General features: G+C 67.1%; 15 protein-coding genes, 2 rRNA genes and 1 riboswitch (1 of these 18 running past the window's edge). Of the genes, 14 read left to right on the top strand and 3 right to left on the bottom strand.

Features of this window, described 5'->3' with window-relative positions:
- The 12 genes from OHB13_RS04365 to OHB13_RS04310 all read left to right on the top strand — a co-directional run.
- A 23S ribosomal RNA gene (locus tag OHB13_RS04365) occupies window positions 1–2,219 on the top strand; it begins 905 nt to the left of the window's first position.
- 78 nt (window positions 2,220–2,297) lie between these two features.
- Window positions 2,298–2,414, top strand: a 5S ribosomal RNA gene (gene rrf / locus OHB13_RS04360).
- A gap of 173 nt (window positions 2,415–2,587) precedes the next feature.
- Window positions 2,588–3,196 carry a CDP-alcohol phosphatidyltransferase family protein gene (locus tag OHB13_RS04355; RefSeq protein ID WP_266859152.1) on the top strand — a complete coding sequence of 203 codons (609 nt, stop codon included), beginning with the start codon at window positions 2,588–2,590 and terminating at the stop codon, window positions 3,194–3,196.
- A gap of 113 nt (window positions 3,197–3,309) precedes the next feature.
- Window positions 3,310–5,805: a mannose-1-phosphate guanyltransferase gene (locus OHB13_RS04350; RefSeq protein ID WP_328375781.1), complete on the top strand. Its 2,496-nt coding sequence runs from the start codon at window positions 3,310–3,312 to the stop codon at window positions 5,803–5,805.
- A 97-nt stretch (window positions 5,806–5,902) separates the two neighbouring features.
- A complete protein-coding gene (locus OHB13_RS04345) occupies window positions 5,903–6,826 on the top strand; it encodes a DUF881 domain-containing protein (RefSeq protein ID WP_266859156.1) in 924 nt (307 codons plus the stop codon).
- Complete coding sequence (locus OHB13_RS04340) at window positions 6,823–7,155, top strand: small basic family protein (RefSeq protein WP_164266945.1); 333 nt, start codon at window positions 6,823–6,825, stop codon at window positions 7,153–7,155. The genes OHB13_RS04345 and OHB13_RS04340 overlap by 4 nt, the downstream gene beginning before the upstream one ends.
- A gap of 20 nt (window positions 7,156–7,175) precedes the next feature.
- A complete protein-coding gene (locus tag OHB13_RS04335) occupies window positions 7,176–8,075 on the top strand; it encodes a DUF881 domain-containing protein (protein ID WP_266859158.1) in 900 nt (299 codons plus the stop codon).
- A gap of 82 nt (window positions 8,076–8,157) precedes the next feature.
- Window positions 8,158–9,090: an FHA domain-containing protein gene (locus OHB13_RS04330; protein WP_266861248.1), complete on the top strand. Its 933-nt coding sequence runs from the start codon at window positions 8,158–8,160 to the stop codon at window positions 9,088–9,090.
- A gap of 17 nt (window positions 9,091–9,107) precedes the next feature.
- Window positions 9,108–9,851, top strand: a complete 744-nt coding sequence (gene ftsR, locus OHB13_RS04325) for a transcriptional regulator FtsR (protein WP_266859159.1) — start codon at window positions 9,108–9,110, stop codon at window positions 9,849–9,851.
- A gap of 53 nt (window positions 9,852–9,904) precedes the next feature.
- Window positions 9,905–10,378, top strand: coding sequence for a bifunctional nuclease family protein (locus tag OHB13_RS04320; RefSeq protein ID WP_164266948.1), 474 nt, complete (start codon window positions 9,905–9,907; stop codon window positions 10,376–10,378).
- A gap of 186 nt (window positions 10,379–10,564) precedes the next feature.
- Window positions 10,565–11,137, top strand: a complete 573-nt coding sequence (locus OHB13_RS04315; RefSeq protein ID WP_401603659.1) for a MerR family transcriptional regulator — start codon at window positions 10,565–10,567, stop codon at window positions 11,135–11,137.
- A gap of 56 nt (window positions 11,138–11,193) precedes the next feature.
- On the top strand, window positions 11,194–12,801 hold the full coding sequence (locus OHB13_RS04310) for a DNA polymerase IV (protein WP_328375779.1): 1,608 nt from the start codon (window positions 11,194–11,196) through the stop codon (window positions 12,799–12,801).
- On the opposite strand, the gene OHB13_RS04305 is transcribed toward OHB13_RS04310, so the two are convergent.
- A complete protein-coding gene (locus OHB13_RS04305) occupies window positions 12,717–13,094 on the bottom strand; it encodes a PRC-barrel domain-containing protein (RefSeq protein ID WP_328375778.1) in 378 nt (125 codons plus the stop codon). The two genes, OHB13_RS04310 and OHB13_RS04305, sit on opposite strands and share 85 nt — an antisense overlap.
- Before the next feature lie 140 nt (window positions 13,095–13,234).
- Window positions 13,235–13,333, top strand: a riboswitch (glycine riboswitch).
- Window positions 13,334–13,520: 187 nt separating this feature from the next.
- Between OHB13_RS04305 and gcvP the strand changes: the two genes are divergently transcribed.
- Window positions 13,521–16,406, top strand: coding sequence for an aminomethyl-transferring glycine dehydrogenase (gcvP, locus tag OHB13_RS04300; RefSeq protein ID WP_328375776.1), 2,886 nt, complete (start codon window positions 13,521–13,523; stop codon window positions 16,404–16,406).
- A gap of 110 nt (window positions 16,407–16,516) precedes the next feature.
- On the opposite strand, the gene OHB13_RS04295 is transcribed toward gcvP, so the two are convergent.
- Together OHB13_RS04295 and OHB13_RS04290 are read right to left on the bottom strand one after the other, a co-directional pair.
- Window positions 16,517–16,720: a DUF5999 family protein gene (locus tag OHB13_RS04295; protein ID WP_323183871.1), complete on the bottom strand. Its 204-nt coding sequence runs from the start codon at window positions 16,718–16,720 to the stop codon at window positions 16,517–16,519.
- 299 nt (window positions 16,721–17,019) lie between these two features.
- A complete protein-coding gene (locus OHB13_RS04290; RefSeq protein WP_328375774.1) occupies window positions 17,020–17,610 on the bottom strand; it encodes a hypothetical protein in 591 nt (196 codons plus the stop codon).
- A 529-nt stretch (window positions 17,611–18,139) separates the two neighbouring features.
- Here OHB13_RS04290 and OHB13_RS04285 point away from each other — a divergent pair.
- Window positions 18,140–19,663: a glutamate--cysteine ligase gene (locus OHB13_RS04285; RefSeq protein ID WP_328375772.1), complete on the top strand. Its 1,524-nt coding sequence runs from the start codon at window positions 18,140–18,142 to the stop codon at window positions 19,661–19,663.
- The last annotated feature ends 45 nt before the right edge of the window (window positions 19,664–19,708 follow it).

Below are 19,708 nucleotides of genomic sequence, written 5' to 3'. Positions count from 1 at the left end.
GATAGCTGGTTCTCCCCGAAATGCATTTAGGTGCAGCGTCGTGTGTTTCTTGCCGGAGGTAGAGCACTGGATAGGCGATGGGCCCTACCGGGTTACTGACCTTAGCCAAACTCCGAATGCCGGTAAGTGAGAGCGCGGCAGTGAGACTGTGGGGGATAAGCTCCATGGTCGAGAGGGAAACAGCCCAGAGCATCGACTAAGGCCCCTAAGCGTACGCTAAGTGGAAAAGGATGTGGAGTCGCAGAGACAACCAGGAGGTTGGCTTAGAAGCAGCCATCCTTGAAAGAGTGCGTAATAGCTCACTGGTCAAGTGATTCCGCGCCGACAATGTAGCGGGGCTCAAGCGTACCGCCGAAGTCGTGTCATTCCAGCACATACCCCCAACGGGGGCTGGGATGGGTAGGGGAGCGTCGTGTGCCGGGTGAAGCAGCCGCGGAAGCGAGTTGTGGACGGTTCACGAGTGAGAATGCAGGCATGAGTAGCGATACACACGTGAGAAACGTGTGCGCCGATTGACTAAGGGTTCCTGGGTCAAGCTGATCTGCCCAGGGTAAGTCGGGACCTAAGGCGAGGCCGACAGGCGTAGTCGATGGACAACCGGTTGATATTCCGGTACCCGCTTTGAAACGCCCAATACTGAATCCTCTAATGCTAAGGCCGTGAAGCCGTCCTGGACCCTTCGGGGAAAGGGGAGTGGTGGAGCCGCTGAACCAAGGTGGTAGTAGGTAAGCGATGGGGTGACGCAGGAAGGTAGTCCAGCCCGGGCGGTGGTTGTCCCGGGGTAAGGGTGTAGCCCGTTATCCAGGTAAATCCGGATGACATGTGGGTGAGACCTGATGCCGAGCCGATTGTGGTGAAGTGGATGATCCTATGCTGTCGAGAAAAGCCTCTAGCGAGTTTCATGGCGGCCCGTACCCTAAACCGACTCAGGTGGTCAGGTAGAGAATACCGAGGCGTTCGGGTGAACTATGGTTAAGGAACTCGGCAAAATGCCCCCGTAACTTCGGGAGAAGGGGGGCCATTCCTGGTGATTGGATTTACTCCATGAGCTGGGGGTGGCCGCAGAGACCAGCGAGAAGCGACTGTTTACTAAAAACACAGGTCCGTGCGAAGCCGTAAGGCGATGTATACGGACTGACGCCTGCCCGGTGCTGGAACGTTAAGGGGACCGGTTAGTGACCTTTCGGGGTTGCGAAGCTGAGAACTTAAGCGCCAGTAAACGGCGGTGGTAACTATAACCATCCTAAGGTAGCGAAATTCCTTGTCGGGTAAGTTCCGACCTGCACGAATGGCGTAACGACTTCTCGACTGTCTCAACCATAGGCCCGGTGAAATTGCACTACGAGTAAAGATGCTCGTTTCGCGCAGAAGGACGGAAAGACCCCGGGACCTTTACTACAGTTTGATATTGGTGTTCGGTTCGGCTTGTGTAGGATAGGTGGGAGACTTTGAAGCGGCCACGCCAGTGGTTGTGGAGTCGTCGTTGAAATACCACTCTGGTCGTGCTGGATGTCTAACCTCGGTCCGTGATCCGGATCAGGGACAGTGTCTGATGGGTAGTTTAACTGGGGCGGTTGCCTCCTAAAGAGTAACGGAGGCGCCCAAAGGTTCCCTCAGCCTGGTTGGCAATCAGGTGTTGAGTGTAAGTGCACAAGGGAGCTTGACTGTGAGACCGACGGGTCGAGCAGGGACGAAAGTCGGGACTAGTGATCCGGCAGTGGCTTGTGGAAGCGCTGTCGCTCAACGGATAAAAGGTACCCCGGGGATAACAGGCTGATCTTCCCCAAGAGTCCATATCGACGGGATGGTTTGGCACCTCGATGTCGGCTCGTCGCATCCTGGGGCTGGAGTCGGTCCCAAGGGTTGGGCTGTTCGCCCATTAAAGCGGTACGCGAGCTGGGTTTAGAACGTCGTGAGACAGTTCGGTCCCTATCCTCTGCGCGCGTAGGAATATTGAGAAGGGCTGTCCCTAGTACGAGAGGACCGGGACGGACGAACCTCTGGTGTGCCAGTTGTCCTGCCAAGGGCATGGCTGGTTGGCTACGTTCGGAAAGGATAACCGCTGAAAGCATCTAAGCGGGAAGCCTGCTTCGAGATGAGTATTCCCACCCCCTTTGAGGGGTTAAGGCTCCCAGTAGACGACTGGGTTGATAGGCCAGATGTGGAAGCCCGGTAACGGGTGGAGCTGACTGGTACTAATAGGCCGAGGGCTTGTCCTCAGTTGCTCGCGTCCACTGTGTTAGTTCTGAAATAACGAACGACCGTGTTGTATCCGGTGTTGGTTAATTTCATAGTGTTTCGGTGGTCATTGCGTTAGGGAAACGCCCGGTTACATTCCGAACCCGGAAGCTAAGCCTTTCAGCGCCGATGGTACTGCAGGGGGGACCCTGTGGGAGAGTAGGACGCCGCCGAACAATTTTTAGCCTCAACCCCGGACCGCCATGGTCCGGGGTTGAGGCATTTTTGCGTCCACGTGCAGTTCACTCCCAGGCCGGCATCAGGCTGCTGACCCCTGTGACTTGGCAGGTCGCCGCTGAGGGTAAGGTCAGGGAGCATCGTTCGTACGTTCCTCACAGGAGGCCCCCGGGTGGAGGTCCAGGAGACCCGTGTTCAGACCGACCGGGTACTCACCATCCCCAACATCCTCAGCATGGCCCGCCTCGTCGGTGTGCCCATTTTCCTGTGGCTGATTCTCCGTCCTGAGTTCGGCGGGCCCAAGAGTGATGGCTGGGCATTGCTGGTGCTCATGCTCAGCGGTGTGAGCGACTATCTCGACGGCAAGCTGGCCCGCCGCTGGAACCAGATCAGCAACCTGGGACGGCTGCTCGACCCTGCCGCGGACCGTCTCTTCATTCTCTCCACCCTGGTTGGTCTGACCTGGCGGGAGATCCTGCCGATTTGGTTGACCGCGGCACTATTGGCCCGTGAGCTGATGCTTCTGGTCATGGTCGGAATCCTGCGCAAGCACGGCTATCCGCCGCCCCAGGTGAACTTTCTGGGCAAGGCAGCTACCTTCAACTTGATGTACGCGTTCCCGTTGCTCCTGCTCAGCGACGGTAGCGGCTGGCTGAGCACCCTGGCGTCGATTCTCGGATGGGCGTTCGCAGGGTGGGGTACAACGCTCTACTGGTGGGCAGGAATCCTGTATGTGGTACAAGTCCGCCGGCTTGTGAAGGCGGATGTAGCAGCCGATTGAACTCGTCGATGCGCACCGCGCAGCGTGGCCGGATTGCGTATGACGCCCGAGTGTCCTCACCGGACGGGTGAAGTCGGCTGGACTGTCGACATCTCAAGGAGGGCGCTTCCGACATGAAGGCCGTCGTGATGGCTGGTGGCGAAGGCACACGTCTTCGCCCTATGACCTCAAGTATGCCCAAGCCGCTCCTGCCGGTGGTCAACCGACCGATCATGGAACATGTGCTGCGGCTGTTGAAGCGGCACGGGCTCAGTGAAACCGTCGTCACCGTGCAGTTCCTCGCGTCCCTCGTCAAGAATTACTTCGGCGACGGTGAAGAGCTCGGTATGGAGCTCACATACGCCAACGAGGAGAAGCCGCTCGGCACCGCAGGAAGCGTAAAGAATGCGGAAGAGGCCCTCAAGGACGACACCTTTCTGGTGATCTCCGGGGATGCGCTCACCGACTTCGACCTGACGGATCTGATTAATTTTCATAAGGAGAAGGGCGCACTTGTCACTGTGTGCCTGACCCGTGTGCCGAATCCGTTGGAGTTCGGCATCACCATCGTGGACGAAGAAGGAAAGGTCGAGCGCTTCCTGGAGAAGCCGACCTGGGGCCAGGTTTTCTCGGACACCGTGAACACGGGCATCTATGTGATGGAACCCGAGGTCTTCGACTACGTCGAGGCAGACGTGTCGGTCGACTGGTCCGGTGATGTCTTCCCCCAGCTCATGAAGGAGGGGAAGCGGGTCTACGGCTATATCGCCGAAGGCTACTGGGAGGACGTGGGCACTCACGAGAGCTATGTAAAGGCCCAGGCCGACGTCCTCGAAGGCAAAGTCGAAGTGGACATCGACGGGTTCGAGATCTCTCCCGGTGTCTGGGTGTCCGAAGGTGCCGAGGTGCATCCCGACGCCGTACTCCGAGGTCCGCTCTACGTCGGCGACTACGCCAAGGTGGAAGAGGGCGTGGAAATACGGGAGCACACCGTCGTCGGTTCCAACGTGGTCGTCAAGACCGGTGCTTTCCTGCACAAGGCTGTCATCCACGACAACGTGTACATCGGCCAGCAGTCCAACCTGCGCGGCTGCGTGATCGGGAAGAACACCGACATCATGCGGGCCGCCCGCATTGAGGACGGCGCCGTCATCGGGGATGAGTGCCTCGTCGGTGAGGAATCCATCATCCAGGGCAATGTTCGGGTGTATCCGTTCAAGACCATCGAGGCGGGTGCGTTCGTCAACACCTCGGTGATCTGGGAATCCCGGGGCCAGGCACATCTTTTCGGTGCTCGCGGAGTCTCCGGAATCCTGAATGTCGAAATCACCCCGGAGCTGGCCGTACGGTTGGCCGGCGCGTACGCCACCACGCTCAAGAAGGGCTCCACCGTCACCACCGCGCGTGACCACTCGCGTGGTGCGCGTGCCCTCAAACGGGCGGTGATCTCCGCCCTTCAGGCCAGCGCCATCGACGTACGGGACCTGGAGAACGTGCCGCTGCCGGTGGCCCGGCAGCAGACCGCCCGCGGCAGTGCGGGCGGCATCATGATCCGGACCTCGCCCGGTGTGCCCGACTCGGTCGACATCATGTTCTTCGACGAGCGCGGGGCGGATCTCTCCCAGGGCAGGCAGCGCAAGCTGGACCGGGTGTACGCACGCCAGGAGTACCGCCGCGCCTTCCCCGGTGAGATCGGGGACCTGCACTTCCCGGCGAGCGTCTTCGACTCGTACACCGGTTCCCTGCTCCGCAACGTGGACACGACGGGGATCGCGGACGCCGGGCTCAAGGTCGTGGTCGACGCGTCCAACGGCAGTGCCGGTCTCGTCCTGCCCAGCCTCCTCGGACGGCTCGGTGTCGACGCTCTTGTCATCAACCCGGGACTGGACGAGTCACGCCCGACGGAGACCGCCGACACCCGTCGCGCCGGGCTGGTCAGGCTCGGTGAGATCGTGGCCTCGGCGCGGGCGGCGTTCGGAGTGCGGTTCGACCCGGTGGGCGAGCGGCTCTCCCTCGTGGACGAGCGTGGACGGATCATCGAGGACGACCGCGCTCTGCTGGTGATGCTGGATCTGATCGCGGCCGAGCGACGCAGCGGACGCGTCGCGCTGCCGGTCACGACCACGAGGATCGCCGAACAGGTCGCCGCCTACCACGGGACGCAGGTGGAGTGGACGACCACTTCGCCCGACGACCTGACCCGGGTGGGCCGCGAGGACTCCACCATCTTCGGCGGCGACGGACGCGGTGGATTCATCATCCCCGAGTCCACCAGCGTCTTCGACGGCACCGCGGCCTTCGTCCGGCTCATCGGCCTGGTCTCGCGTACGCAGTTGACGCTCAGTCAGATCGACGCCCGGATTCCGCGTGCCCATGTGCTCCGCCGTGACCTGGCGACGCCCTGGGCCGTCAAGGGTCTGGTCATGCGCCGGGTGGTGGAGGCGGCCGCCGACCGGTCCGTGGACACCACGGACGGGGTGCGGGTCGTCGAACCCGACGGCCGCTGGGTGATGGTGCTGCCGGCCCCGGCCGAAGCCGTCACTCATCTGTGGGCGGAAGGGCCGGACGACGCGTCCGCGCAGGTGCTGCTCGACGAGTGGTCGTCGATCGTGGACGGCGCAGGTCAGTGAGGTCGTAGCGGTGTACCGGACGGCCTGACCCCGGGCCGTCCGGTACACCGATGGGGCCATTGGGAGCCTGTGGCTGCGACGTGCGACGATGTGCGGCATGCCGAAGCAGCCCCCCGTTCGGAGCGCAGCCTCCCCGCCGCCGCGCCCCGATGCGTCGATGTCGCTGCTCAACAACGTGATGGACCACAGCCTCGACGACGGCTACGCCGAGGCCACCGCCCGGCGGCGGGCCGAGGGCAGTGTGGGGATGCCGCGTTCACTGCGGGCCAAGCTCGGTCTCGCCGCGGGTCTTGTGCTCGCCGCGGTCGTGGTCACCGTGGGCGCCGCGCAGGCCAGAGTGACTGCGCCGGTGGTCGCGAAGGAGCGCCAGGAGCTCATCGACCGTATCGACTCGGAGACTTCGTCCGCAGATGCGGAGCAGAAGAAGGTCGACGGGCTGCGCGACTCGGTGGGTGAGCAGCAGCGCAAGGCACTCCAGAAGCACGGGGGCGACCAGGGCGGTCCGGTGGCGCTGCTGTCCGGAGCGACAGCGGTGCACGGGCCCGGAGTGAAGCTGGTCATCGACGACGCCAAGGACAGTTCCCAGAGCGACGGCGGGGGGCCGCGCGAGAGCCCCGGGTTCTCCGACACGGGGCGGGTACGGGACCGGGACATGCAGCAGTTCGTCAACGCGCTGTGGCAGTCGGGCGCCGAGGCGATCGCCATCAACGGCCAGCGCCTGACCGCTCTGTCGGCGATCCGCGCCGCGGGTGACGCCATACTGGTCGACAACAGGCCGCTGGTACCGCCGTACACGGTGCTGGCGGTGGGGGACGGGAAGCAGTTGCTCAGCGAATTCGATGACAGCGTCGGCGGACAGTACCTGAAGGTCCTGAAGGACAGCTATGGCATCCGCACCAGCAGTTCCGACCAGGCCGACGTGCGCCTTCCTGCGGCCGCGAGCCTGATCGTACGTACAGCAAAGCCGAAGGCCGCCGGCACCGACCAAGGCGCGGCCGACACAGGGAAGGGCACATCGTGATCGCCGTACTGGGCCTCGTCGTGGGAGTCGTGGTCGGACTGTTGGTCCGGCCCGAAGTGCCGGCGATGGTCGAGCCGTACCTCCCCATTGCCGTCGTGGCCGCCCTCGACGCGGTCTTCGGCGGTCTGCGGGCCATGCTCGACGGAATCTTCGTGGACAAGGTCTTCGTCGTGTCCTTCCTGTCCAACGTCGTGGTGGCCGCGCTGATCGTCTTCCTCGGCGACAAGCTGGGCGTCGGCGCGCAGTTGTCCACCGGCGTGGTCGTCGTCTTCGGCATCCGTATCTTCTCGAACGCCGCGGCCATTCGCCGGCATGTGTTCCGGGCGTGAGGCCGATGGGTGACGAGCCGATGAGCAACGACGAGAATCCGCCCGACCCGCGGGATCCGGGTGACCCGCGGAGCCCGCAGGAGCCACCGCGCGATCCCGGCGGCAGGTCCGGGCGCTTCCCCGGCGCGCTGCCCGCGGAGAAGCCCGCACAGACACCGCAGGGAGACGCCACGGGGGCGACGCCCGCGGCGCAGCCGAGGCAGGCCGGACGGCAGCGGCTGATCGCCGCCCTCTGGCCACCCCGGGTCACCAGGGCGCAACTCGTCGTCGCCCTGCTGCTGTTCGTACTGGGTCTGGGACTTGCCATCCAGGTCCGCTCCAACAGCGACAACAGCCCGCTGCGCGGCGCACGCCAGGAGGACCTGGTGCGGATCCTCGACGAGCTCGACAACCGCACCCAGCGCCTGGACGACGAGAAGCAGCGTCTGCAGAGCCAGCGCAGCCAGTTGGAGAGCAGCTCGGACCAGGCCGAGGAGGCCCGCAAGCAGACGGACGAGAAAGCACGTCAGCTCGGCATCCTGGCCGGCACGGTGGCCGCCCAGGGCCCCGGCATCACCCTGCTCGTCAACGACCCGCACAAGACGGTCGAGGCGGACATGCTTCTCGACACGGTCCAGGAATTGCGGGCGGCCGGTGCCGAGGCGATCCAGGTCAACGGTGTCCGGGTCGTGGGGGACACCTACTTCTCCGACGCGGGCGGCGGGATCCAGGTGGACAAGGAGAAGATCAGTGCGCCGTACACCTTCAAGGTCATCGGGAAACCGGCCGACTTGGAGCCCGCGCTGAATATTCCGGGCGGAGTGGTGCAGACTCTGGAGAAGGAGCAGGCCACAGCCACTGTGACGCCTGAACAGAAGATCGTTGTGGACGCCTTGCGACCAGCGAAGCGGCCTGACTACGCTCGGTCTTCCGGGCAGTGAGGCGGGGGCGCGTGAGAGCCGCGGGACAAGGCCATGAGGTTGCGGGGGGTCGGCGCACCGATAGCGGGGTGCGTGGTGGAAACTGTCTGGGGGGTACGGACGTTGTAAGGATGTCCGGTTCGGCAGGTGTGTTCATCGAGAGTTCGTCCTGCCCCACGGGCGGGTCTGTTTCGGTCAAGGGGAATCGCCCGTGAAGTTGTTTGGGAAGTTGTTCGGCAAGAGTGCACGTGAGGACAGCGCACGGCACCGCGCCCCACGCCACATGGAGGGCGAGGACCAGGGTGGCGACCGCCCGCTGTTCCGGGACGAGGTGGGTCGGTCCGGTCGCGACATTTCGGGTGATCAGGGTGCGTCGTCTGTTGACCCTGCGGGTCAGGGCCGCATAGGTTTTGGTGAAGCATCAACCTCAAGTACGAGTCGAGGGTTGCCCTCCGATCCGTACGCAACCAACGCCCACGCAGGGCAGTCGCGGCAGGAGGATGCGTCCATGCCGGTTTGCACGAGGTGCGGCCACCACAATGCCGAGGACAGTCGGTTCTGCTCCAACTGCGGAGCGCCGTTGCGCGCCGGGGTGCCCGAGCGGCCCTCGGAGACCACTTCGACGATCTCCATCTCCGGGCTGGAGGCGTACGAGGCGGAGGTGACAGGTCAGACCGCTTCGCCGTCGCTCTCTCCGGAGGCCCAGGCGGCCGTCGACGCCCTGCCCCTCGGCTCGGCGCTGCTCGTGGTCCGCCGCGGTCCGAACTCGGGCAGTCGCTTCCTGCTGGACGGCGATCTGACCACGGCCGGCCGGCATCCGCAGAGTGACATCTTCCTCGACGACGTCACGGTGTCGAGGCGGCATGTGGAGTTCCGCAGGGGCGCCGACGGCGGATTCACCGTCTCGGACGTCGGCAGCCTGAACGGCACGTACGTCAACCGTGAGCGCATCGACGCCGTCGTGCTCTCCAACGGTGACGAGGTGCAGATCGGGAAGTACCGGCTGGTCTTCTACGCGAGCCAGCGGGGCGTGTGACCCGTCAGGGAAGGCCCATGCTGCAATCATCGACGGGCGGTGCCGGCGACGGCACCGCCACCGGGGACGACCGGCTGGTCAGTATCGGCACGGTCCTGAATCTGCTTCGGGAGGAATTTCCCGAAGTCACGATCTCCAAGATCCGTTTTCTGGAGGCCGAGGGGCTGGTCGAGCCGCAGCGCACCTCGTCCGGGTACCGGAAGTTCGGTACCGCGGACGTCGAGCGGCTGGCTCAGGTCCTGCGGATGCAGCGTGACCACTATCTGCCGCTGAAGGTCATCCGGGACCATCTCGACGCACTGGGCCGGGGCGAGCAGATCCAGCTCCCCGCGCCCGGTGCCGTCCGCGAGCCCGAGGACGGAGCTCCGGGCGGCGGCGCGGGTGAACCCACGGCGTCCCGGGTGGGCCGGGACGAGCTCCTCGCCGCCGCCGGGATCAGCGCGGACGACCTCGCCGAGTGGGAGTCGTACGGTCTGCTGTCGCCGCTCCCGGAGGGCGGATACGACGCGGAGGCCGTGAATGTGGCCGGGCTTGTCGCGGATCTGGGCCGATTCGGTCTGGAACCGCGGCATCTGCGCGCCATGAAAGCGGCCGCCGACCGTGAGTCCGGGCTGATCGAGCAGGTCGTCGCCCCCCTTCGGCTGAACCGCAATCCGCAGACCAGAGCGGATGCGGAGACCACCACGAAGGACCTGGCAGCACTGACCGTGCGGCTTCACGCGGCGCTCGTGCAGACCTCTCTCAGGGTCCGGTTGCACTGATCATGGGGGTGCCCGACTACCCAAACCTGCCGGGCACGTCCTAGGGTTGCTGTGTGAACGAGCTCGACGTTGTGGGTGTCCGGGTGGAAATGCCCTCCAACCAGCCGATCGTGCTCCTGCGTGAAGTGGGAGGCGACCGGTATCTCCCTATCTGGATCGGCCCTGGTGAGGCGACTGCGATCGCCTTCGCTCAGCAGGGCATGGCTCCAGCAAGGCCGCTGACCCATGACCTCTTCAAGGATGTCCTCGAAGCGGTCGGCCAGGAGCTCACGGAAGTGCGCATCACCGACCTGCGCGACGGGGTCTTCTTCGCGGAGCTGGTCTTCGCGAGCGGGGTCGAGGTGAGTGCGAGGCCCTCCGACGCCATAGCGCTCGCCCTGCGCACCGGGACGCCGATCTACGGCAGCGACGGGGTGCTCGACGATGCGGGAATCGCCATTCCTGACGAGCAGGAGGACGAGGTGGAGAAGTTCCGCGAGTTCCTCGACCAGATTTCTCCGGAGGACTTCGGGACCAACAGCCAGTGACGCTCCGCTCGGGTCGTCAGCGCATCCGGCAAGCCTTTCCCCGAAGAGGGGCACGCGAAACCACTCTTAGGGTGATTATCACTCGGCGTGCCGAGTGTGGCGATCGTTGACGCACCTCAAGTGACTGCCTACCGTCGAGTGGGCAGTTCAAGGACGGAGGTCGGCGTGAGAAGCACCGGCGAAGATATGGCAGGGGATTTCCCCGGACTGGGTCCGGGGGACGGAGTGCCGTATCCGCTTCACGGCTCAGCGGCCGAAACGACGACCGACACCGTCGGCTACCGGGGACCGACCGCCTGCGCGGCGGCCGGGATCACCTACCGGCAGCTCGACTACTGGGCGCGTACGGGACTGGTCGAGCCGAGTGTGCGGCCCGCCCAGGGGTCCGGCACCCAGCGTCTCTACAGCTTCCGCGACGTGGTCGTCCTCAAGATCGTGAAGCGGTTCCTGGACACCGGTGTGGCCCTCCAGAACATCCGGACGGCGGTCCACCACCTCAGAGACCGCGGGGCCGGCGACCTCGACCGTATGACGCTGATGAGCGACGGCGCGACGGTGTACGAGTGCACCTCGCCCGACGAGGTGGTCGGTCTGCTGCAGGGCGGCCAGGGGATCTTCGGGATCGCCGTCGGGGTCGTGTGGCGGGATGTGGAGAGCGCCCTCTCACAGCTGCACGGCGAGCGGGTCGACACCGGTGAGACCCTCATCGGCCACAACCCGGCCGACGAGCTGGCCAGGCGCCGCAACCGCGCCGTCTGACGGGCCTCCGCGCTGCGGGGACCCGATTGTCAGTGCCGTGAGGCAGCATCGGTGGTGTGAGAGCCGCGCCCACCATCCTGCATCTGGACATGGATGCCTTCTTCGCCGCCGCGGAACAGGCGGCGAAGCCGAGCCTGCGCGGGAAGCCGGTGGTGGTCGGCGGGCTCGGGCCGCGCGGAGTCGTGTCGACGGCCTCGTACGAGGCCCGGGTGTTCGGGGTGCATTCGGCGATGCCGATGGCCCAGGCCCGCCGGCTCTGTCCGAACGCCGCCTATCTGGTGCCGCGCTTCGCGCTCTACCGCGAGGTGAGCGGCCAGGTCATGGAGCTGCTCGGGCGGCTCTCGCCGCTGGTCGAGCCACTGAGCCTGGACGAGGCCTTCGTGGACCTGGAGGCGGGCGGAGTCGCAGACGGCAGGCGATCGGCGAGGCGCGCCGGTGAGCAGCTGCGCAGGGACATCCTGGCGGTCACGGGGCTCAGCGGGTCGGTGGGTCTCGCCGGCTCCAAGATGCTGGCGAAGATCGGCTCGGAGCGTGCCAAGCCGGACGGCCTGGTCCTGATAGAACCGGGCACCGAGCGCGAGCTGCTCGCGCCCCTCTCCGTACGGATCCTGCCGGGCGTGGGGCCGGCGACCGGTGAGCATCTGCGCAGGGCCGGGATGACCACCGTGTCCCATCTGGCCGAGGCCGGTGAGGACGAGCTCGTCCGGCTGCTGGGCAAGGCGCACGGCGCCTCGCTCTACCGGATGGCGCTCGGTCACGACGACCGGCCCGTGGTGTCCGAGCGGGACGCCAAGTCGGTCTCGGTGGAGGACACCTTCGACGTCGACCTGCACGACCGGGTGCGGGTGCGGGCGGAGGTGGTGCGGCTGGCCGGACGGTGCGTGGAGCGGCTGCGGGACGCCGGGCGGTCCGGGCGGACGGTGGTGCTGAAGGTCCGGCGGTACGACTTCTCGACGCTGACCCGCTCCGAGACGCTCCGGGGGCCCACGGACGACCCGGAGGTCGTCCGCGAGGCCGCAGGTCGGCTGCTGGAGGCCGTGGACACCACGGGCGGCGTGAGGCTGCTCGGGGTGGGGGTCACCGGCCTCGCGGACTTCACCCAGGAGGACCTTTTCGCGCAGGCGGCCACGGAGCGGGCGGCCGAGCTGGAGCACGCGGCGGCGGAAGAGGCGGCGCCCGGTCCCGCGGCGCCGCCGGAGCCATCCGCGGACGAGCCGCCGCCCGGCACCGGTCACCGCTGGCTCGCCGGGCACGATGTGCGCCACGACGAGTACGGCGCGGGGTGGGTGCAGGGCAGCGGCGTGGGCCGGGTGACGGTGCGGTTCGAGGATCCGTACGCGACCGTGCCCGGCCGGGTGCGGACCTTCCGGGTCGACGACCCCGCGCTGAGGCCGTCGGATCCGCTGCCGTTGGTCCGGGCTGCCCCGACTGCCCCGACGGGATCCGATGGCCCGTGCGGTGCGGATGGATCCGGCGGACCGGGCGGACCGGACGGGACAGTCGTGGGGGAGGAAGCGGACACCGGTGAGAGGCCCGGAAAGTCCGGGGAAGCAGTGCCTGGCGAGGGGGAGCCGGGTGGTCAGGCGCGTTCTTCTTCGCCCGCGAGCCGGCCGAAGTCCCGGTCGGGGGGCGGCGGCGTGGGGGCCGAGATACCGAGCCCGTAGTGGTGGTAGAGCTGGAGTTCCTGCTCGGGTGAGAGATGGCGGCCGACACCGAAGCCCGGTGCTTCCTTGATCAGCGTGCGGTCGAAGGGCACCCGGAGGGCTTCGCTGACCAGTTCGCTCGGCTTCAGCGGGACGAACGCGTCCCGGCTGAACAGCCCGGTGCGTACCGCGGCCCACTCGGGCACTCCGGTGGCGTCGTCGAGGTAGACCTCGTCAACCGTGCCGATCTTGAGGCCATTGCGGTCGAACGCCTTGCGGCCTATCAGGCTGCGCGGATCTATGTCGGTCTGCACGGTCCCTCCAACTGATCGCAACGGATCACGATGTCTCCCGCCCCCTGCGAAGGTCTCCCCCTCAGGGAAGTCCAGATCCGGGGCATCGGCCACTCGAACACCGTGCGAAGTGGCTCGCTGGTAGGCTGGCCCATGGCTGCTGACCCCGCGCGGGAGAGCCCTTCGGATGCGATGTCCGGGGGCGCCGAAGGAGCAAATCCTCCCCGGAATCTCTCAGGCACACGTACCGCGCGGACGAGGTCACTCTGGAAAGCAGGGCGGGCGTCGGGCGGGCACGTCCGGATCCCTACCTCACCGACGGTGAAAGCGGGCACGTCGAGCGACGGGCCGGTGAAACTCTCAGGTTGAGATGACAGAGGGGGAGGCCGTCCGGGTACCCGTGCCGTGGTACCCCTCGCAGGTCGTTACGACCAGGAGGCCTCCGCCATGACTGCTCACCGCATTCCGCTCTCCCAGCTGGAGCGTGGCATCCCCTTCGAACAGCGCCACATCGGGCCCGACGCGGGGGCCCAGGCCAAGATGCTCGCCCATGTCGGTTACGGATCGCTCTCGGAGCTCACCGCGGCCGCCGTCCCCGAGGTGATCAAGAGCGCCGAGGCGCTGAACCTCCCGGACGCGCGCACCGAGGCCGAGGTCCTCGCCGAGCTGCGTCTCCTCGCCGACCGCAACCAGGTCCTCGCCCCGATGATCGGGCTCGGCTACTACGGCACGTTCACACCGCCGGTCATCCTGCGCAACGTCATGGAGAACCCCGCCTGGTACACGGCGTACACGCCCTACCAGCCGGAGATCTCCCAGGGGCGCCTGGAGGCGCTGCTGAACTTCCAGACCGTTGTCGCCGATCTGACGGGCCTGCCCACCTCGGGCGCATCGCTGCTGGACGAGGGCACCGCGGCAGCCGAGGCGATGTCCCTCGCGCGCCGCGTCGGCAAGGTCAAGAACGGTGTCTTCCTGGTCGACTCCGACGCCCTCCCGCAGACCGTCGCGGTGATCGAGACGCGCGCCGAGCCTGCCGGTGTCGAGGTTGTCGTCGCCGACCTCAGCGACGGCATCCCGGCCGAGGTGGCCGAGCGCGGCGTCTTCGGCGTACTGCTCCAGTACCCCGGCGCCTCCGGCCGGGTCCGGGACATCGCGCCCGTCATCGAGCAGGCGCACGAGCTCGGCGCCGTCGTCACCGTCGCCGCCGATCTGCTGGCGCTGACGCTGCTCACCTCGCCCGGCGAGCTGGGGGCGGACATCGCGGTCGGTACGACCCAGCGGTTCGGTGTCCCGATGGGCTTCGGCGGTCCGCACGCCGGGTTCATGGCCGTACGTGAGAAGTTCGCGCGCAGCCTGCCGGGGCGGCTCGTCGGAGTCTCCGTCGACGCCGACGGAAACAAGGCGTACCGGCTGGCCCTGCAGACCCGTGAGCAGCACATCCGCCGCGAGAAGGCCACCAGCAACATCTGCACCGCGCAGGTGCTCCTCGCCGTGATGGCCGGGATGTACGCGGTCTACCACGGCCCGGACGGCCTGCGTGACATCGCCCGGCGCACCCACCGGTACGCGGCGATCCTCGCCGAGGGGCTGCGCGCCGCGGGCGTCGACGTCGTGCACGGCGAGTACTTCGACACCCTCACCGTACGGACCGCGGGCAAGGCCGCCGAGGTCGTCGCCGCCGCCCGCGAGGGCGGGGTCAACCTGCACCAGGTCGACGCCGACCTGGTCTCCGTCGCCTGCGACGAGACCACCACGCGCACCCAGCTGGCCGCCGTCTGGGCAGCCTTCGGCGCCGATGGCGACATCGAGGCGCTCGACGGGCGGACCGCCGACGCGCTGCCCGCGGGGCTGCTGCGCCAGGACACCGTCCTCACCCACCCGGTCTTCCACCAGCACCGTTCCGAGACGGCGATGCTGCGCTACCTGCGCAAGCTCGCCGACCGCGACTACGCGCTGGACCGCGGCATGATCCCGCTCGGCTCCTGCACCATGAAGCTCAACGCCACCACCGAGATGGAGCCGGTCACCTGGCCCGAGTTCGGTGCGATCCACCCCTTCGCCCCGGTCGAGCAGGCGCAGGGATATCTGACGCTCATCCGCGAGCTGGAGGAGCGGCTGGCCGAGGTCACCGGATACGACAAGGTCTCCCTCCAGCCCAACGCGGGCTCGCAGGGCGAGCTGGCCGGTCTGCTGGCCGTGCGCGCCTACCACCGGGCCAACGGCGACACCGCGCGCACCGTGTGCCTCATCCCGTCGTCGGCGCACGGCACCAACGCCGCCAGCGCCGTGATGGCCGGTATGAAGGTCGTCGTCGTGAAGACCCGCGAGGACGGCGACGTCGACGTCGAGGACCTGAACGCCAAGATCGAGCAGTACCGCGACGAGCTGTCCGTGCTGATGGTCACCTACCCGTCGACCCACGGGGTCTTCGAGGAGCACATCACCGACATCTGCGCCGCCGTGCACGACGCGGGCGGCCAGGTGTACGTCGACGGCGCCAACCTGAACGCACTGGTCGGCCTCGCCAAGCCCGGCAAGTTCGGCTCGGACGTCTCGCACCTCAACCTGCACAAGACCTTCTGCATCCCGCACGGCGGCGGCGGCCCCGGTGTCGGCCCCGTCGGCGTACGGGCCCACCTGGCGCCGTACCTTCCCAACCACCCGCTCCAGCCGGCCGCCGGCCCCGCGACGGGTGTCGGTCCGGTCTCGGCCGCCCCGTGGGGCTCGGCCGGCATCCTGCCGATCTCCTGGGCGTACGTACGTCTCATGGGTGGCGAGGGGCTCAAGCGGGCGACGCAGGTGGCCGTGCTGGCCGCCAACTACATCGCCAAGCGCCTCGAACCGCACTACCCGGTGCTGTACACGGGCCCCAAGGGGCTGGTCGCGCACGAGTGCATCGTCGATCTGCGGCCGCTGTCGAAGGCGACGGGTGTGAGCGTCGACGACATCGCCAAGCGCCTCATCGACTACGGCTTCCACGCGCCGACGATGTCGTTCCCGGTGGCCGGGACGCTGATGATCGAGCCCACCGAGAGCGAGGACCTGGCGGAACTCGACCGGTTCTGCGACACGATGATCGCGATCCGTGCCGAGATCGAGAAGGTCGCCTCGGGCGAGTGGGCGGCGGACGACAACCCGCTGTGCAACGCCCCGCACACCGCGGCGGCGCTGGGCGGTGAGTGGACCCACGCGTACACCCGCGAGGAGGCCGTCTTCCCGGCCGGCGTCTCGCCCGCCGACAAGTACTGGCCGCCGGTGCGCCGGATCGACGGGGCCTTCGGCGACCGCAACCTCGTCTGCTCCTGCCCGCCGCTGGACGCGTACGACAACTGACGGACATGCGGGAGGGCCGGTTCGGGGATGTCACCCGGGCCGGCCCTTCGTCGTCTGTGCCAGTGCTGTCGCTGTGGCTGTGCAGTTCTGTTTCTGCGGACGTAACAGGGTCAGGCCGCGGTCGCCAGTCCCGAACCCAGGGGGCGGTGCGGCGCGATGATCTGGCCGTCGGGCAGCAGTTCACCGGTGTCCTCGAAGATGAGAACGCCGTTGCACAGCAGACTCCAGCCCTGCTCCGGATGGTGCGCGACGAGGAGCGCGGCCTCCCGGTCGGCGGAGGTGGCAGACGGGCAGGTGGGCTGGTGCTGGCACATGGATGCGTTCTTTCGCTGCGTTGTAGTGAGTGTCCTGCGGCTCGATGCGGAATTCATGGCCGCCCCCCGATCAGTCGGTGATCCCAGTGTTGCCCTACGGACGTCAATCCGCAGGTATTTCACGGCAGCACTTGCTACAGCATAAGGACGCATCACCCGTGCGGACGGTTCAGCTCAACTTGACTGCCTGTTCGGGTGGTTCGAAGGTGGCCCGACCGGGCTAGACCGGATGGGCAGGAAGAGCGCCGCGCCCCGCGACCTGATGTGGTCACGGGGCGCGCGGTGGTGCTCGGCAGCTGTCAGGCGGACGAGCTGAGCAGCGGGGGTGACAGCCTCATCGTCATCACCGGGAGCAGCTCCGACACCCGGTGCGGGCGGTGCGCGGCGATGCCGGGCGGTGCGGGTGCGAGGGGCACCAGCAGGTCCGTGGGGGCCGGCATCGTGCCGGAGACCGAGGCGTCGGCGCCGGTGTCACCGTGCAGCCACAGCGTCAGCATGTAGAGCTCCGGCACGGACAGCAGCCGGGGCTGGAACGGTGTGTCCATCGCCTCGGCCCGGCGCAGCGCGCTTCCGGTGGCGGTCGCGTACGGGCCCTCGAAGAAGTGCGAGAAGGTCCAGCCGTCGGCGGTGAGTTTGGTGTCCGCAGCGGCCACGGCGCGATCGCCGCTGCGGATCAGGAAACGCCAGCCGGTGAGCCGGGTACGTGGGGTCCCGCCGCTCGGCATGATCTGGTCCAGTACGTAAACAGGAAGGGGCAGTTCGGGGGTGAGCGGTCCCGGGGCGGAGCGGAGAGCCGGGGTTCGGGCCTCGCGTACGGCAGTGGGGGAGCCGAGTGCCGCGAGGACGCTGCGCAGGGCCGGCGCGGGAGCCGGAGGGACATACAGCGGCATGATGTGGTCGCCTCTCACTTCGGAGACACGTTGATGCGTGGGCTGTGCGGACAGCACTGTCAGCAGGCAGGGGCAGAGGGGGGCCGTGGGGCGTGGAGGGGTACCGCACTCTCCGGGGGCCGGGGCGCCAACTCTCTGCCTCGTCTGCGGAGTTTATACGACACGTGTTCACGCGGGGTTTCAACTAGCTGACGCGGATATTGCAAACAAGTTGCTATTCGGTCTTTCTCCTGCGGAGATTATCCCGGTTTAGCGTAGGCGCGCTCCTGTGGCCTCACGGTTCCCCGTGCGAGTGGTCGGCCGAAAACCGTCGGTCGTTTTCACCGGGTCACGGAGTCGCACAGGCTTGGAAATTGCACCGGGCGTCTGCCCGGCGAATGTGCCAAACGTCATGTGCCACACGTCATCTTCTCGTCACCTTACTCGCTCCGGAATCCGGGTGGGGGGAGTTACGGATCACCGAGTGTGGGCATTATCGACCGTGACCCGGGCGGCCGTTGCCGCCGCACACGCGTGGAGGGGTGCCCCGATGGGGGAGAAGCTGGAGGCGGACGGTGTCGATCCGTCGGGCAGGCAGCGGTACCGGAGGAAGCTGCAGCAGTGTCTGGAGGTACTGGAGAGACTATTGGAGGAGAAGAGGTTCGACCGCCCGAGAAATCTCATGGGGATGGAGATCGAACTCAATCTCGCGGGCGCCGACGGCATGCCCCGGATGATGAATGCCGAGGTGCTCGACCGCATCGCGAGCCGTGATTTCCAGATGGAACTCGGGATGTTCAATCTCGAAGTGAATATTATCCCGCACCGGTTGGGCGGCCGTGTCTTCGACCAGCTCGCCGAGGAGCTCCGTACCGGTCTCGCATACGCGCACAGAAAAGCGGCCGAAGTCGACGCGGGGATCGTGATGATCGGAATCCTGCCGACGCTGGAGCTGCAGGATCTCGGCGCCGCGAACCTCTCGTCGGCCGACCGCTACACCCTGCTCGACGATCAGATGCGCGCGGCCCGCGGTGAGGACTTCGACCTCGACATCACCGGCGTCGAACGGCTGACCTGTTCCTCGTCCTCGATCGCGCCCGAAGCGGCCTGTACCTCGGTGCAGTTGCACCTGCAGGTCACTCCGGCGCGGTTCGCCGATGTGTGGAACGCGGCGCAGGCCGTCGCCGCCGTGCAGGTCGCGCTGGGTGCCAACTCGCCGTTCCTGTTCGGCAAGGAGCTGTGGCGGGAGTCCCGGCCCCCACTCTTCCTCCAGGCGACCGATGTGCGCCCGCCGGAACTCCGGGCCCAGGGGGTGCGGCCGCGTACCTGGTTCGGTGAGCGCTGGATCGACTCGGCGTACGACCTCTTCGAGGAGAACCTCCGGTACTTTCCGCCGCTGCTGCCGCTGTGCGACGACGAGGACCCGCTGCGGGTGCTCGACGACGGCGGGGTGCCGGGCCTTCAGGAACTCGTCCTGCACAACGGGACCGTCTACCGCTGGAACCGCCCGGTCTACGACGTGGCCGACGGTGTGCCGCATCTGCGGGTCGAGAACAGGGTGCTGCCCGCCGGCCCCACCGTCACGGATGTGATGGCCAACGCGGCCTTCTACTACGGGTTGGTGAGGGCGCTCGCCGACGACTCCCGCCCGGTGTGGCGCCGGCTGCCCTTCGAGGCCGCCGCGCGCAACTTCGACGCGGCCTGCCGGTACGGGATCGACGCCGAACTGGAGTGGCCCGGGCCCGGGCGCTCAGGTGGCGTCACGGCGGTGCCCGTGGTGCGGCTCGTCAGGGACGAGCTGCTGCCGCTGGCCGCCGCCGGGCTCGACGCCTGGGGGATAGAGGCCACGGACCGCGACCGCTGCCTGGGTGTCATCGAGGAGCGGTGCAGGCGCCGTACGAACGGCGCCTCCTGGCAGGTGGACACGTTCCACCGGGCGCTGGAGACGGGGCTCGGGCGGCGCGAGGCGCTGGCGCTCACCACCCGGCGGTACGCCGAGCTGATGGCGGGCGGCGAACCGGTGCACTCCTGGCCGGAGGGTGTTCCGGCTACCGCGAGGGCTCGCGGGCGGTGAGCGCGCCGGGGACGGTGACGGCTCGCGGGCGGTGAACGCGCGGCG

It is taken from the genome of Streptomyces sp. NBC_00440 (genome assembly GCF_036014215.1).
In the GTDB taxonomy this organism is placed as follows: Bacteria; Actinomycetota; Actinomycetes; order Streptomycetales; family Streptomycetaceae; genus Streptomyces.
This window is presented reverse-complemented; position numbering and strand designations above follow the sequence as displayed.

What these genes read in the sequence shown, in the direction of transcription:
- OHB13_RS04350 (WP_328375781.1), top strand. Translation starts at nt 3,310, where the DNA reads ATGAAGGCCGTCGTGATGGCTGGTGGCGAAGGCACACGTCTTCGCCCT.
- OHB13_RS04345 (WP_266859156.1), top strand. Translation starts at nt 5,903, where the DNA reads ATGCCGAAGCAGCCCCCCGTTCGGAGCGCAGCCTCCCCGCCGCCGCGC.
- OHB13_RS04335 (WP_266859158.1), top strand. Translation starts at nt 7,176, where the DNA reads ATGAGCAACGACGAGAATCCGCCCGACCCGCGGGATCCGGGTGACCCG.
- ftsR (WP_266859159.1), top strand. Translation starts at nt 9,108, where the DNA reads ATGCTGCAATCATCGACGGGCGGTGCCGGCGACGGCACCGCCACCGGG.
- OHB13_RS04315 (WP_401603659.1), top strand. Translation starts at nt 10,565, where the DNA reads ATGGCAGGGGATTTCCCCGGACTGGGTCCGGGGGACGGAGTGCCGTAT.
- gcvP (WP_328375776.1), top strand. Translation starts at nt 13,521, where the DNA reads ATGACTGCTCACCGCATTCCGCTCTCCCAGCTGGAGCGTGGCATCCCC.
- OHB13_RS04295 (WP_323183871.1), bottom strand. Translation starts at nt 16,720, where the DNA reads ATGTGCCAGCACCAGCCCACCTGCCCGTCTGCCACCTCCGCCGACCGG.
- OHB13_RS04290 (WP_328375774.1), bottom strand. Translation starts at nt 17,610, where the DNA reads ATGCCGCTGTATGTCCCTCCGGCTCCCGCGCCGGCCCTGCGCAGCGTC.
- OHB13_RS04285 (WP_328375772.1), top strand. Translation starts at nt 18,140, where the DNA reads ATGGGGGAGAAGCTGGAGGCGGACGGTGTCGATCCGTCGGGCAGGCAG.